This is a genomic window from Yersinia sp. 2542 StPb PI (assembly GCF_048593855.1).
Taxonomy (GTDB): Bacteria; Pseudomonadota; Gammaproteobacteria; order Enterobacterales; family Enterobacteriaceae; genus Yersinia; species Yersinia enterocolitica_E.
Genome location: NZ_JAZGQA010000028.1, coordinates 18,034 through 32,485, shown reverse-complemented (window position 1 = coordinate 32,485; position 14,452 = coordinate 18,034). Strand labels below are relative to the sequence as shown.

Genomic DNA, 14,452 nt, shown 5'->3' with positions numbered 1-14,452 from the left:
ATGGATAGGGCCGTAAAAAGAAAAGGCCAGCCCAAGGGAGATTGGGCTAGCCAAGGAGGTGGTTCCTAGTCTTGCTGTAAAACTTTTTTAGTTCTTGATTGTACTCGAGCTATGCTACCCCAGCGTAATTATAATTGATGTGATCCATTTCTAATATTTGCTAAAAATGCCATCTTGGCGATGGCATTATTTTTTTATCGCTTTACGTTACGCTTTGTCATGGGGGTTTCGGCTATTTGTCCCATTTAGATTACGTACCAGTAAGCCATATTCCACGTTAATGTCCGCGGGGATGGGCAAATACATGATATGACCATTACCCGGTGCAATATCTGCCGGCTGACCTTTTTTATCTTGCATGCTGTCGAGAATAAACTGGATATTGCCGTTTGGTGTCATCAGCTCAACACTATCACCAACCGAGAATTTGTTTTTGACCACCACTTCAGCCAAGCCGTCACGACGCACTCCGGTAAACTCACCGACAAATTGCTGGCGCTCAGAAACTGAATAGCCGTAATCGTAAGTTTGTTGCTCTTCATGCACATGACGGCGCAGGAAGCCTTCGGTATAACCCCGGTGAGCCAAGCCTTCCAGTGTGGTCAACAAGGTTGGATCAAAAGGTTTACCCGCAACGGCATCATCGATAGCACGGCGGTAAACCTGTGCGGTACGGGCGCAATAGTAGAAGGATTTAGTCCGACCCTCAATTTTCAGTGAATGCACACCTAATTGCGTCAGGCGTTCCACATGTTGAATAGCGCGTAGGTCTTTTGAGTTCATGATGTAAGTGCCGTGCTCATCTTCGGTGGCGGTCATGTACTCACCAGGGCGCTGTGCTTCCTCAATCATAAACACTTTATCGGTCGGTGCACCGATACCCAGTGTTGGCTCGATATTCTTTACCGCAATCGGTTGGTGAATATGCACGATGTTGCCGATTTCATCTTCTTTGCCTTCCTGAACATTATATTCCCAGCGGCAGGCATTGGTGCAGGTTCCCTGATTCGGGTCGCGTTTATTGATATAACCAGATAGCAGGCAACGGCCGGAATAGGCCATGCACAGTGCGCCGTGGACAAAAATCTCCAGCTCCATATCAGGAACTTGTGCGCGTATTTCTGCAATTTCTTCCAGTGATAACTCGCGGGAGAGAATAACGCGGGTCAAACCCATCTGTTGCCAAAATTTGACGGTAGCCCAGTTGACGGCGTTAGCTTGTACTGACAGATGAATATCCATCTGCGGGAATGCCTCACGTACCATCATGATCAAGCCGGGATCCGACATAATCAGTGCATCCGGCCCCATATCGATCACCGGTTTTAAATCACGCAGAAAGGTTTTCAGTTTGGAGTTGTGGGGGGCAATATTCACGACCACATAGAAGCGCTTACCGAGGGCATGCGCTTCCTGAATACCTAATGCCAGGTTCTCGTGATTAAATTCATTATTACGCACCCGCAGGCTATAACGCGGTTGGCCGGCGTAAACCGCATCCGCCCCATAAGCAAAGGCATAACGCATGTTTTTAAGGGTACCGGCAGGCGATAATAATTCCGGGGTAAAAGGAATAGATGAAGACATATAAGTGGCTCTCAGTCTGAGTTCAAGTCAGAACCACGCCCGAAGGGGTGGTTAAAAGCCGGGGATTGTAACCTCGCCAATCATGAAAATCAGCCATTGCACAATTTTTGTAGGGTTTAAATGATCTGGATCAGTTTAAGCGGATTTTAATGTCTTAGAGCCTAAGGAAATAATCCGTTAATTGAGCAGTTTTTTGCACATAAATGCTGATTTATTCTTTTTATGAGCAGTTTTTTGCTCAAGAGGTGTTGGTGGCTAAACTAACGATACAGATCTTCAATCACGGTCTTTGGCATGATGCCGCAATACTGCATTAATTAAACGGCCTGAGGGGATCTGGCTCTCGCCTATCTATAATTTTGCCCCGATGAAAGCAGATCCTAAAGGTATTCCCAGAGTGACTCAATGGGGCTCGCCCTATGAAGAGGGAGGGAATTTTGACTGGAAGGGCATTATTACTGAGTTATCTGATCTTGCTGACCCTGACCCTGACCGTGTCTTTTTGGCATTCCAGCAAATGGCTGAAAATCTAATAGGTTTGAAGGCTCGTCTTAAAATGCGAGGAGTACCGGACAGCATTCTTAATATGCCGGGAATGGCTTTTGATTATTTGGATGAAAAATTACAACGCTGGGCACATTTATGAAAGTGAAACTTTCACCGCAAGAGCGTGAGAACTTGTTGCTGCTGTTACTAAGCCAGCTATTTAGTGAACAGATATCTACAGGGGAATTACTGCGCAAACTTAGAAAAGAGATGCTAACCATGTCTCAGGACGAGTTTTCATCTTTGGTTAATATCAGCCGACGTACTCTGTCTGATATTGAAACGGATAAAGGGGGCCAGACGTTATCTGTGCTTGGGCGTGTTTTTCGGCCTTTTGGTTTGAAAATAGGTTTATTACCACGTAACCAGCAGGTATTGAAAAAAATGCTGGAGAAAGAGTTTGCAGCGGTAACCGAAGATCAGAAACGTTTGAAATGAGATGCGCGGTCACTCGCCCCGCGCAGGTACGTTTAAGCAACGAATGTAGGTAAAATAGCGCTATCAGATAAATAAAAATTACAGCGTCAAATCTTTAATTATGGTGGTCGGGCCATTTTTTATTACGGAGGCAATGCCTTTTTTGGCAGCAGCGTCAGAACTGTAGGATTCACTGACGCCAATAACCTGATGGTTTTTCGCTTTCAAAACGAAATAAGGTTCATTTTTGACGTTGTGCTTCAGCTCATATTGGCTTTCCAGTGGGGAGTTACTTTGCACTGATGATATGCCGTTTTCAGCCGAAGCCTTACTGGCGTACATCTCACTGGAGAGAATAGTTTCGCCATTGCTGGCTTTTAGATTGAAATAGTGCTGCCCATTCTTTGCCTTATTAAGCTCATAGTAACCCATGGTCATAGTGGTTCTCCTGTTGGTTGTGATACCTCTAATGAGTGTAGTCAACGTTGACCGGATGTCAGGTCAATGCGCCATGCACCACCAACATAACGCACCTTTGGCAAAGACGGCATTACAGTAAACGACATATCTCTGCTTCCCAGCGATACCCCATACCGTACACTGCACGGATAAATGGCTTCTTGCCATCGAGTGATTCCAGCTTGCGCCGGAGATTTTTGATATGGCTATCGATAGTGCGATCCGTCACCACGCGGTAATCGTCATACAGATTATTCAGCAGTTGCTCACGGCTAAACACATGGCCTGGTTGGGTTGCCAGTATTTTCAGCAGACGAAATTCTGCCGGGGTCAATTCCAACTGATGGCCCAGATAACTGGCCTGAAAGCGGGATTCATCAATCAGCAGTGGCACCGTATCACTTGGCTGCTGCGGTAGCGGTCGGCAGCGGCGCAGAATGGTTTTGACCCGCGCCACCACTTCCCGCGGGCTATAGGGTTTGCAGATATAGTCGTCAGCACCGATCTCCAGCCCCAGTAATCGATCAATCTCTTCGGTTTTTGCCGTCACCATCATAATCGGCACATCAGAGAAACGGCGAATTTCTCGGCAAATGGTAATGCCATCGCTACCGGGTAACATTAAATCCAGCAAAATAATGGCCGGTGGCGACTGACGGACTGCCGCCACTACCTCGTCACCCCTGGTGAGCCATTGGGTCTGATAACCCGCAGCTTGCAGGTAATCGACCAATAACTGGCCGAGCTTCGGTTCATCTTCAACAATCAATACGGAGCCAGATTGGCTGGCAGACTGAAGCGGCTCGTGCATTACAATGAATTACCCTATGGAATGGAATAGCGGAAATACTACCGTAATCCGCAGGCCACCCAAAGGTGAATGTTCGGCGCTGATTTTGCCACCGTGGGCCTCGACAATATTGTGGCATATCGCCAGCCCTAGTCCTGAGCCGCCGCTTGCGCGGTTACGTGAGCTTTCGGTGCGATAAAAACGCTCAAAAATACGTTGTAGCTGTTCATCACTAAGGCCCGGTTTACTGTCCTGCCAGTGTAGGGTTAATGCTTCTTCTTCTGGCAGTGCGATAATCTCAAGCTGCCCGCCTTCATTGGTATAACGCAGACTGTTTTCCAGTAAATTATGAAATAGCTGATTCAATCGGTCGGGGTCGCCGAACATTATTGCCTGTTCAGGCAGATGGGCGGTAATGGTGATATTTTTACTTTGGAAACGACCATGGAAGCTGGCGATAGCGATTTGTAACAGACGCACGGCATCCAGTTGGGTTTTACGGTAGGCCAGTGCACCACGATCTGAGAGCGATAACTGATGCAGGTCGTTGACCAGTTTGGTCAGAATTCCTACCTCGGCTTGCAGTGAGATCAAGGATTCAGGTGTTGGTTGGCGCACACCATCCTGTAGCGCCTCCAACTCGCCGCGCAATACCGCCAGTGGCGTGCGTAATTCATGCGAGACATCGGCCATAAAGTCGCGCCGCATTTGCTCATTTTTCTCCAACGAACTGGCAAGTTGGTTAAAATCTTGTGCCAAACGGCCCAGTTCGTCACGGCTACTGACTGCCACTCGAGTGCTGAAATCACCGGCAGCTAAGCGGTGAGTGCCTTCCACTAACCGTTTTACCGGTGCCAACATCCCGCGCGATAAAACCCAGGTCACCGCTGCCGCCAGCAGGGTTGATAAGCCGACAATAATCCAACTGGTGCGGCGCTGTTGCTGGTCAAAGTTAATATCTGCATTACGCGTCAGTTTTTCGGGGGGTGTGGACATCACCCAGCCCACCACGTTTTTATTCACCTTGATGGCGCGACGGCTAGCTTCTTTCGGCACCTGACCGGTGTGCCCGACCAGTAGATTATTGTGATTATCGACCACCCAGAACTGAGCGCGCCAGCCTCGTGGCGGCAGATTGCGGCTGTTATCACCGCTCTGCTCGAAAGAGCGCATGATCTGATAAATCACCTGATCATTATTACGCAGGAAATCCCAGTTACCGTAACGCTGATATTGCACCTCAAGCGCGTCTCCCAACATGGCGATACGTTGTTCATTGCTTTGTTTGATGTAATCAATGAATCCGCGCTCGAAGCTGGCTCTAACCCCCCAGTGCATGGTGATCAACACCAGCATGCAGGTAGCAAATATTGCCATAAACAGTTTTCCGGTAATGCCGATTCTCATTATGTTTTCACCTGTTCTATCGGTTGGCCGGTTTAATGGGTTGGCGGGCCAGATTACGATTGGTGCCGGTATCCGGCGGCACGCGATTAAATATCAGGGCGGGCAGAGCAATAATAATGGCCATACACATATAGCTGTACAAGAACGCGCTGTGGGTTGCCGGGGTATTGGTTACCACCTGATTATGTGCAAACATGCCCAACAATATCCCGGCGGTACTGACCCCCAGACTCATGGAGAGTTGCATCACCATCGACAGCAAGCTATTGCCGCTACTGGCAAGGCGGTTTGGTAAATCTTTCAAGGTTAAGGTATTCATGGTGGAGAAGCGCAGTGCGTTAACCATTCCCTGGAAAAATAGCACCACCGGCAGTAGCCATAGCCAGCCCATCAGTGCCACCAGCGGGAAGCTCAGACTAACCACCGCCAGCAGCAATGTCGCGCTGACCAATACTTGCCGATAGCCGAAGCGGTTAACCACCTGCACGATAATTCGCTTCATGCCCATACTGCCGATAATCATCGGGATCATCATTAAACCTGCATGGAACGGCGTGAATCCCAGCCCGATTTGCAGGAAAATCGGGGTCATAAAGGGCAGCATGCCACTGCCAATGCGCGCAGTCATACTTGCAGTCAGGCCAAGGGCATAGGATTTGTTTTTGAACAATCTCAGTGAAAATAGCGCAGCGTTATTACCTCGGGCATGCCACCAATATCCGGCCAGAGCCAACATCCCAGACAAGACTAAACCCGCAATTGCCAGCGGTGGCAAACCCAGCCCTTTATGGCCATCTAACGCCAGTGTTAGGGTTGCCATGCCGATAGCCAGCATGATAAAGCCGCTGATATCAAAGCGACGGGTACGCATGGTGTAGTTAGGCATCAGCAGCAGAGTAGCTAACGCGCCAATCACCCCCACCGGCAGGTTGATCAAGAAGATCCAGTGCCAACTGGCGTATTCCACCAGAAATCCCCCCAGCGCCGGGCCAACCAATGGCCCAATCTGGCCGGGTAGGGTGACAAAGGCCATCGCCGACATATATTGTTCGCGTGGCACGATCTTCATCACCGTCAGGCGGCCCACGGGTACCATCATTGCGCCACCGACCCCTTGAATCACGCGAGAGGCGATAAGCTCATTCAGGGTTTCAGATTGCGCGCACATCAGTGAACCAAGGGTAAACAGAATGATTGCTGAGAAAAATACCCACTTAACCCCGACACGATCAGCCAACCACCCGCTAGCGGGCAGCATCACCGCCACCGTCAACACATACGACACAATGACCGATTGCATACGCAATGGGTTCTCACCCAAACTGGCCGCAATCGAGGGCAGGGCGGTATTGACGATGGTGGTATCCAGCGTCTGCATAAAGAAACCGAAGGCAACGATCCACAGTTGCCAGCGTATACTCGTCATCTTTCAACCTGCTGCTGTGTTGACTGCATTCGCTTACCCGAATCACTTACGGGTTTTGACCTTAAAATATAAGTCAGCTCATCGGGACTCTTTCGCTTGCCGCCTGGATATATCGCCATAGGCTATTCCAGCTTCATTAGCGGCTGCTTACTAAAGCGGCTACGTAATCGGTCAAAATAGAGGTAAACCACCGGTGTGGTATACAGTGTTAGCAATTGGCTCATTACCAGCCCACCGACAATGGTTATCCCCAGTGGTTGACGTAACTCTGCCCCATCACCACTGCTTAGCACCAGTGGCAGCGCCCCGAACAAGGCGGCCAATGTGGTCATTAGAATCGGCCGAAAGCGCAATAAACTGGCCTGAAAAATAGCATCGCGGGCGCTGAGATTGCCATTACGTTGCGCGTCGAGGGCAAAGTCCACCATCATAATGGCGTTCTTTTTCACGATACCAATCAATAGCATAATGCCAATAAGTGCGATCAGGCTAAAGGGGGCGTCGAACAGTTCTAGCGCCAGTAGCGCGCCCACCCCAGCAGAGGGCAGTGTGGACAGAATGGTCAGTGGATGAACATAGCTCTCATACAACATCCCGAGCACGATATACACCGTAGCGATAGCGGCCATAATCAGCCACAACTGCGATTTCAGTGTTTCCTGGAATACCTGTGCGGTACCAGTAAAGGTGCCGCGCACGGTGGCAGGCACCCCAAGTTCCGTCATTACCCGCTCAACGGCGGCGGTTGCTTCAGATAAACTGCCGCCTTCCGGTAAGTTAAATGAGATGGTCGAGGCGGCGGATAAGCCTTGATGATTAACCGACAGTGGCGCATTGGCCGGTTGCCACTTGGCGAAATAAGACAATGGAATTGACTGACCGCTACTATTAATCACAAACATCTTATCGAGCGAACTGACATCCTGAGTGTATTGGGGGGCGACTTCCATCACCACTTTGTATTGGTTCAACGGTTGATAAATGGTGGAGATCTGCCGTTGACCAAAGGCGTTGTTTAACAGGGCATTGGCTGTGGACACATCAATCCCCAAGCGCGCCATGGTCTCGCGATCGTAAGTCAGTGCCATCTCCGAGCCTTTATCCTGCTGGTCAGAGTTAACATCTGCCAGCTCCGGCAATTTAGCCAGCGCGGCGCGGACTTTGGGTTCCCATTCACGTAGTGCGGCTAAATCGTCAGCTAACAGCGTAAATTGATAACTGGCGTTGGCTTGACGGCCACCGACGCGAATGTCCTGCACTGGTGCAAGGAACAGGCTCGCCCCCGGTTCTTTGGCTAGTTTGGCACGCAGACGAGTGATAATTTGCTGAGCGCTCTCACTGCGCTCACTCAAGGGTTTGAGCGAGATAAACATCGACCCGCTATTCGTGCGTGAGCCACCGGTGAAGCCGGTGACATTGTCGACCGCCGGATCATCGTTGACTATCTTCATGAAATCCTTCAGCTTCTGCTGCATCGACTGAAACGAAATACTTTGATCAGCTTGGATAAAGCCCATCATCCGGCCAGTATCCTGCTCGGGGAAAAAGGTTTTCGGGATACTGATATAGAGCCAAACATTGAGCGCGATAGTGGAAAGCAGCACCACCATTACCCAACGTGTATGACCCAGTACCCAATTGAGTGAGCGACCATAACCTTGCTGAATAGACAGCAGCATTTTACCAAACCCGCGAATCCGGGGTTGCTGACCAACCGGGTGTGATCGTAGCAAATGGGCGCACATCATTGGCGTCAACGTGAGGGAAATGACCAGTGAGATGCCGATAGCCACCGACAGTGTTATGGCAAACTCGCGGAATAAACGGCCCGGTAACCCTTCCATCAGCAGCAGTGGAATAAACACGGCCACCAGCGAAATACTCATCGACAACACGGTAAAGCCCACTTCGCGCACCCCGCGCAGGGCGGCGGCCATTGGTTTTACCCCCGCTTCCAGATGGCGGGAAATATTCTCCAGCACCACAATGGCATCATCAACTACGAAGCCGGTGGCGATGGTCAATGCCATCAATGACAAGTTATTCAGGCTAAAACCGCACAGATACATAGCGGTAAATGTTCCGATCAACGAAACCGGCACGGCAACCGCGGGAATAAGCGTGGCACGGCCGGAGCGCAGAAACAGGAATACCACCAGAATCACCAAAGCTACGGCTATCATCAATGAGCGCTCCACTTCATCTAACGAAGCACGAATGGTCGGCGAGCGATCTTGTGCAATAGTCAACTGAATTGAGGCGGGGATCGAGGCACGCAGGGCCGGAAGTTCTGCTCGGATCCGGTCGACGGTGGCGATAATATTTGCCCCCGGCTCGCGGCTGATTACTAACAGCACCGCCAGCTTGCCATCGGACATCCCGGCGTTACGCACATCTTGCACTGAGTCCACCACCGTGGCGACATCCTGTAGCCGTACCGCTGAACCATTGTTGTAATGAATTACCAGCGGGCGATAACCCTCTGCGGTTTTGATCTCATCATTGGCCTGCACCTGCCAGTGCTGTTGGCTGGAATCGATAGCGCCTTGTGGGCGGCGGACGTTGGCGGCGCTGATTGCTTGTCGCACTGCATCCAGCGAAACGCCTTGGTTAAACAGCGCACCAGGGTTCAATTCAACCCGCACCGCAGGCAGGGAACTGCCTCCCACCGAGACATCACTGACCCCCTCGGTTTGAGCAATTTTCTGCGCCAATTTGGTAGAGGCAAAATCATACAACTGACCTTGAGTAAAGGTATCCGAGGTCAGCGTCATTATCATGATGGGTGCATCCGACGGGTTCATCTTGCGATAGGTCGGGCGGTTTGGCATGCCGGTAGGTAGCAAGCTTTGCGCGGCATTAAGCGCTGCCTGCACATCACGGGCCGCACCGTTGATATCTCGATTAAGATCAAATTGCAGAATGATCCGCGTGCTGCCCAATGAACTGGTAGAGGTCATTTCATTGACGCCCGCAATTCTGCCCAGAGCGCGTTCCAGCGGTGTGGCAATTGAGGACGCCATGGTCTCAGGATCGGCCCCTGGCATCGATGCACTCACCGAAATCACCGGATAATCCACCTGCGGCAGCGGTGATACCGGCAATAAGCTAAAACCGATAATTCCGCTGAGGGTGATAGCCAGTGTCAGCAGGGTGGTAGCCACCGGGCGATGGATGAACAGAGCGAAGAATTTCACGGCTGCTCCTGCCCATGGGGTAATTCAGGTGTGTCAGTATCCTGATGGCGATAGCGATTTTTGCCATGGGAGTTGCGTGCCAGTTTATCGAACAACAGATAGATAACCGGGGTGGTAAACAGGGTTAGTACCTGACTGACAATCAGCCCGCCGACCATACACACACCCAGCGGTTGGCGTAGCTCGGCCCCGGCCCCGGTACTGAGCATTAATGGCAATGCACCAAACAGCGCTGCCAATGTGGTCATCAGAATGGGGCGGAAACGTAACAAGCACGCCTGATAGATAGCATCATACGGGGTCATCCCCTGATCCCGTTCTGCGGCCAGTGCAAAGTCGATCATCATGATGGCATTCTTCTTCACAATCCCGATCAGCAGAATAATGCCGATAATGGCAATCACATCCAGCTCATTGCCGGTCAGCATCAGCGCCAGCAAGGCACCGACACCGGCGGTGGGCAGAGTTGACAAGATAGTGACCGGATGAATAAAGCTTTCATATAACACGCCGAGCACGATATACATCGCCACAATCGCGGCGATAATCAGCCACAGCGTACTACCGAGTGCGGCCTGGAATGCCAGCGTAGAGCCTTGGAAGCGGGTGGTGATATCCGCCGGTAGCTGAATTGCCTGCTCAGCTTGTGTCACCGCGTTTACCCCCTCACCCAAGGAATATCCCGGCGCCAGATTGAAGGAGATAGTGGCTGACGGGAATTGATTCAAATGGTTAATCGATAATGGCCCGAAGCGCTCCTCAATGGTGGCAATACTGCTCAGCGGCACCCCTTTACCGTCGCTGCCGGTCAGGCGGATATCGTTAAACGCCGCCAACCCCGGCGTGGCCTGCACGTCATGTTCCAGCACCACGCGGTATTGGTTGGCTTGGGTATAAATGGTGGAAATCAGGCGTTGACCGAAGGCGTTATATAGCGCGCTGTCGATAGCCGCCATCGTGATACCTAAACGGCTGGCGCTATCACGATCGACATTAACAAACGCCACCAATCCTCGATCCTGCCAATCACTGGTGACATCCTGGAAGGGAGCTTGTTGCTGCAACTGACTAACCAGCTTCGGTACCCAAGTGCTCAACTCCTCAAGTGTCGTGGCTTGCAGGGTGAACTGATATTGTGTCCGGCTCAGTTGCGTATCAATGGTCAGATCCTGTACCGGCTGTAAGTAAAGTTTAATCCCCGGGACGCCGGTAACGCTTTCCTGTAAGCGGGTAATGATCTGTGGAATGCGATCGTCACGGCTGTTAAGTGGTTTAAGGTTAATCTGCAACCGGCCATTGTTCAGCGTGGCATTGGTACCGTCAACGCCGACAAATGAGGTCAAGCTTTCTACCGCTGGATCTTTAAGGATAATGGCGGCCACTTGTTGCTGGCGTTCCGCCATATTACTGAATGAAACGGATTGCGGTGCTTCCAGGGTTCCTTGAATCAGACCATTGTCTTGCAACGGGAAGAAACCTTTCGGCATCAGCAGGTAAAGCAGCACCGTCAGGACCAGTGTGCTCACCGCTACGCCCAATGTTATCCATTGATGATTAAGCACTTTTTTTAGTGCCACGGCGTAATGGGCGATCACCCAGTTAAAGAACTTCTCACTGGCGCGTGACAGGCGGTTTTGCTTACGCAGTGACTCATAACTGAGCATCCGCGCGCACATCATTGGGGTCAGGGTCAGCGAAACTACCGCTGAAATCAAGATCGCCACCGCCAGTGTTACGGCAAATTCGCGGAACAGCCGGCCCACGATATCGCCCATAAACAGCAACGGAATCAACACTGCAATTAATGAGAAGGTGAGTGAAATAATGGTAAAGCCAATCTCACCGGCCCCTTTTAGTGCCGCATCCAGCGGTCTCTCGCCTTTTTCGATATAACGGGAGATATTCTCTATCACCACGATGGCGTCATCGACCACAAAGCCGGTGGCAATGGTCAGCGCCATTAACGTCAGGTTATTGATTGAAAACCCGAGAAAATACATCGCCGCAAAGGTCCCAATCAGTGATAGCGGTACTGCGACACTGGGGATAATGGTGGCGGCGGCATTGCGCAGAAACAGATAAATCACCATCACCACCAGCACAATGGCGAGCAATAACTCAAACTGCACATCACTGACGGAGGCGCGGATGGTGGTGGTACGATCGGTGAGTACCTTGACATCAACCGACTTGGGCAAGCTTTTGATCAACTCCGGCAGCATCTCGCGAATACTGTCTGCGGTGGCAATGACGTTGACCCCCGGCTGGCGCTGGATATTCAACACAATCGCCTGCTGGGTATTGGCCCACGCAGCCAGTTTGTTATTTTCCGCGCCCTGCTCAATGGTGGCGACATCCTGCAAGCGGATCGGCGCTCCATTTTGGTATGCAATGATCAGATCACGGTAATCCTCGGCAGATTTCATCTGGTCATTAGCCGACAATGTCACCGAACGGGTGGGGCCATCGAGGCTACCCTTGGCGGAATTGACGTTAGCATTGCTGATGGCAGTACGAATGGTTTCGCTGTCCAGCCCCAATGCGGCGACCGCTGGGGCATTCAGTTTCACCCGCACGGCGGGGCGCTGTCCGCCGGAAATAGTGACCAGACCGACCCCGGTGACTTGCGATATTTTCTGCGCAATCCGGGTTTCGACCATATCTTCTACTTGCGTCATCGGGATGGCAGTGGAGGTCACAGCCAAGGTCATAATCGGCGGATCAGCCGGATTCACTTTGCTGTAAATCGGGGGATAAGGTAGGTCATTGGGCAGTAGATTGGTGGCGGAGTTAATGGCAGCCTGCACCTCTTGCTCTGCTACATCCAGTGGCAAGGTAAGCTGGAATTGCAGCGTAATCACTGACGCACCACCCGAACTTTGTGATGCCATCTGCTTGAGGCCGGACATTTGGCCAAACTGGCGCTCCAGTGGCGCGGTAATGGATGATGTCACCACATCCGGGCTGGCCCCAGGATAGAGTGTCACGACCTGAATCGTCGGGTAATCAACCTCCGGCAGGGCAGAAACCGGCAGTGCGCGGTAGCCGAGAATCCCGGCCAGCAGAATGGCAATCATAAATAATGTGGTGGCAACCGGGCGTAGGATAAACAGCCGTGACGGCCCGCCACCAGGTGTTGGAGGCATCACTTGCATCAGGATTTCTCCGCAGGAACAGTGTTACTCGCCGCTCTTGTGCCCCGATGTGTGGCTTTCTCCCCCGTGGCTGCTTTCTCTGCGACACCCGTTTGGTTTGCTGCTGCGGCCCGTGGTGTTACTACTTCGACCTGTAAGCCTTCGGTCAGGCGATCAATACCGTCAGTGACCACGCGTTGACCTGCATTGAGGCCGGCGCTAATAACCACTTGTTTGCTGTCTTGAATACCGGTAGTGACCAGATGCTTACTGACTTTATTCTCATCATTTAGGGTCCAGACAAAGCTCCCTTCGTTGCCCATTTGTACGGCGGCGGTTGGCACCACCACGGCATTTTGCAGTAAATCTACTTTGATACGGGCGTTAACAAACTGGTTGGGGAACAGGATGTCATCGTCATTGGCAAAGCGTGCTTTCAGCTTAATGGTGCCGGTGGTGGTATCAATTTGGTTATCAATACTGAGCAAATAGCCCTGTGCCAGTCGCTGTTTATTGGTGCGATCCCAAGCTTCTACTGGCACGGTAGTGTTATTTTTGGCCGCATTTTTCTGCGCTTGCATGATGGCGGGGATATCGCTTTCTGGCAGCGTAAAGACCACATCAACCGGATGTGTCTGAGTGATCACCACTATGGGGGCTGTGGTACCGCTGGTAATGTAATTACCGACATCGACCTGTTTTAGCCCCACTTTGCCAGATATGGGGGCGGTAATTCGGCTATAAGTCAGTTGCAGTTTGGCACTGTCGATAGCGCCTTGATCGGCTTTAACACTGCCTTCACTTTGGCGCACTAACGAGGCTTGAGTATCGAGCTCTTGTTGTGAAATGACCCCGGTTTTCACCAGTTTTTGGTAGCGGGCCAAATCACGGCGGGCATTGTCCAGCGTGGCCTGATCCTTTGCCAGTTGGCCCTGTGCTTGGGTCAGTTGTACCTGATAAGGGCGCGGGTCGATCTCCACCAGTAAGTCACCGGCGTTGACCTGTTGCCCTTCAGTAAAGTGGATTGCCATTAATTGGCCATCGACCCGGCTGGTCACGGTGACGGTATTGGCGGCAATCACGGTACCTAGGCCGGTAAGATAACGGGGTACGGCTTGTTCGGTGGCTGTGGCCGCCTGTACCGGCGACATGGGCATATTACGTCGGCCACCGGTGCGGGCTGTTGTCGTCCCGCCAGCGGTGTGCTGCGCACCTGGCGCGGTGTTGGTGGCGGCCGCGCTAAAATAGCGCCAGGCAAATATAGCAACAGTAATCGCCACCACCGCCCCGAGTAACATCAGTACCCTGGAAGTGCGTTTGGATTGAGCTTTCATGATGGCGGGAGTCCTTTTTGTTTATTTTGTTATGCGCACATAGATGCAATCAATTGGGTATTGATATGTTACTAGTTTAGCGGGGATTTACCGGATAAAAATGGAGGAAATATGGAAGTAGTGTCAGGGTATGTGGGATTTTGGTTTTTATAATT

At 51.5% G+C, this 14,452-nt stretch carries 10 protein-coding genes; 2 read left to right on the top strand and 8 right to left on the bottom strand.

The features are described from left to right. Positions 1-207 precede the first annotated feature (207 nt). Positions 208-1,587 (bottom strand): tRNA 5-hydroxyuridine modification protein YegQ, encoded by a 1,380-nt coding sequence (gene yegQ / locus V1952_RS05905; protein ID WP_420074452.1) that lies wholly within the window; start codon positions 1,585-1,587, stop codon positions 208-210. A gap of 367 nt (positions 1,588-1,954) precedes the next feature. Between yegQ and V1952_RS05900 the strand changes: the two genes are divergently transcribed. Both V1952_RS05900 and V1952_RS05895 read left to right on the top strand, forming a co-directional pair. After that, complete coding sequence (locus V1952_RS05900) at positions 1,955-2,233, top strand: hypothetical protein (protein WP_420074451.1); 279 nt, start codon at positions 1,955-1,957, stop codon at positions 2,231-2,233. Further along, the gene (locus V1952_RS05895) at positions 2,230-2,571 is read left to right on the top strand and encodes a helix-turn-helix transcriptional regulator (protein WP_372559643.1); all 342 of its coding nucleotides are present in this window, start codon (positions 2,230-2,232) and stop codon (positions 2,569-2,571) included. The genes V1952_RS05900 and V1952_RS05895 overlap by 4 nt, the downstream gene beginning before the upstream one ends. Before the next feature lie 78 nt (positions 2,572-2,649). Here the strand turns inward: V1952_RS05895 and V1952_RS05890 are convergent, their stop codons facing one another. The 7 genes from V1952_RS05890 to V1952_RS05860 form a co-directional block, all read right to left on the bottom strand. After that, positions 2,650-2,988: a YegP family protein gene (locus V1952_RS05890; RefSeq protein WP_372559642.1), complete on the bottom strand. Its 339-nt coding sequence runs from the start codon at positions 2,986-2,988 to the stop codon at positions 2,650-2,652. A 112-nt stretch (positions 2,989-3,100) separates the two neighbouring features. Next, positions 3,101-3,820: a two-component system response regulator BaeR gene (gene baeR, locus V1952_RS05885; protein WP_083163251.1), complete on the bottom strand. Its 720-nt coding sequence runs from the start codon at positions 3,818-3,820 to the stop codon at positions 3,101-3,103. A 9-nt stretch (positions 3,821-3,829) separates the two neighbouring features. After that, on the bottom strand, positions 3,830-5,206 hold the full coding sequence (gene baeS / locus V1952_RS05880; RefSeq protein WP_372559641.1) for a two-component system sensor histidine kinase BaeS: 1,377 nt from the start codon (positions 5,204-5,206) through the stop codon (positions 3,830-3,832). 16 nt (positions 5,207-5,222) lie between these two features. Next, on the bottom strand, positions 5,223-6,632 hold the full coding sequence (locus V1952_RS05875) for an MFS transporter (RefSeq protein WP_420074450.1): 1,410 nt from the start codon (positions 6,630-6,632) through the stop codon (positions 5,223-5,225). 122 nt (positions 6,633-6,754) lie between these two features. After that, complete coding sequence (gene mdtC, locus V1952_RS05870) at positions 6,755-9,829, bottom strand: multidrug efflux RND transporter permease subunit MdtC (RefSeq protein WP_420074449.1); 3,075 nt, start codon at positions 9,827-9,829, stop codon at positions 6,755-6,757. Then, complete coding sequence (locus tag V1952_RS05865; RefSeq protein ID WP_083163259.1) at positions 9,826-12,984, bottom strand: MdtB/MuxB family multidrug efflux RND transporter permease subunit; 3,159 nt, start codon at positions 12,982-12,984, stop codon at positions 9,826-9,828. The genes mdtC and V1952_RS05865 overlap by 4 nt, the downstream gene beginning before the upstream one ends. Continuing rightward, a complete protein-coding gene (locus tag V1952_RS05860) occupies positions 12,984-14,297 on the bottom strand; it encodes an MdtA/MuxA family multidrug efflux RND transporter periplasmic adaptor subunit (RefSeq protein ID WP_420074448.1) in 1,314 nt (437 codons plus the stop codon). Before V1952_RS05860 ends, V1952_RS05865 begins: the two co-directional genes overlap by 1 nt. Between the last annotated feature and the right edge of the window lie 155 nt (positions 14,298-14,452).

What these genes read in the sequence shown, in the direction of transcription:
- V1952_RS05865 (WP_083163259.1), bottom strand. Translation starts at nt 12,984, where the DNA reads ATGCAAGTGATGCCTCCAACACCTGGTGGCGGGCCGTCACGGCTGTTT.
- V1952_RS05900 (WP_420074451.1), top strand. Translation starts at nt 1,955, where the DNA reads ATGAAAGCAGATCCTAAAGGTATTCCCAGAGTGACTCAATGGGGCTCG.
- yegQ (WP_420074452.1), bottom strand. Translation starts at nt 1,587, where the DNA reads ATGTCTTCATCTATTCCTTTTACCCCGGAATTATTATCGCCTGCCGGT.
- baeR (WP_083163251.1), bottom strand. Translation starts at nt 3,820, where the DNA reads ATGCACGAGCCGCTTCAGTCTGCCAGCCAATCTGGCTCCGTATTGATT.
- baeS (WP_372559641.1), bottom strand. Translation starts at nt 5,206, where the DNA reads ATGAGAATCGGCATTACCGGAAAACTGTTTATGGCAATATTTGCTACC.
- V1952_RS05895 (WP_372559643.1), top strand. Translation starts at nt 2,230, where the DNA reads ATGAAAGTGAAACTTTCACCGCAAGAGCGTGAGAACTTGTTGCTGCTG.
- V1952_RS05890 (WP_372559642.1), bottom strand. Translation starts at nt 2,988, where the DNA reads ATGACCATGGGTTACTATGAGCTTAATAAGGCAAAGAATGGGCAGCAC.
- V1952_RS05875 (WP_420074450.1), bottom strand. Translation starts at nt 6,632, where the DNA reads ATGACGAGTATACGCTGGCAACTGTGGATCGTTGCCTTCGGTTTCTTT.
- V1952_RS05860 (WP_420074448.1), bottom strand. Translation starts at nt 14,297, where the DNA reads ATGAAAGCTCAATCCAAACGCACTTCCAGGGTACTGATGTTACTCGGG.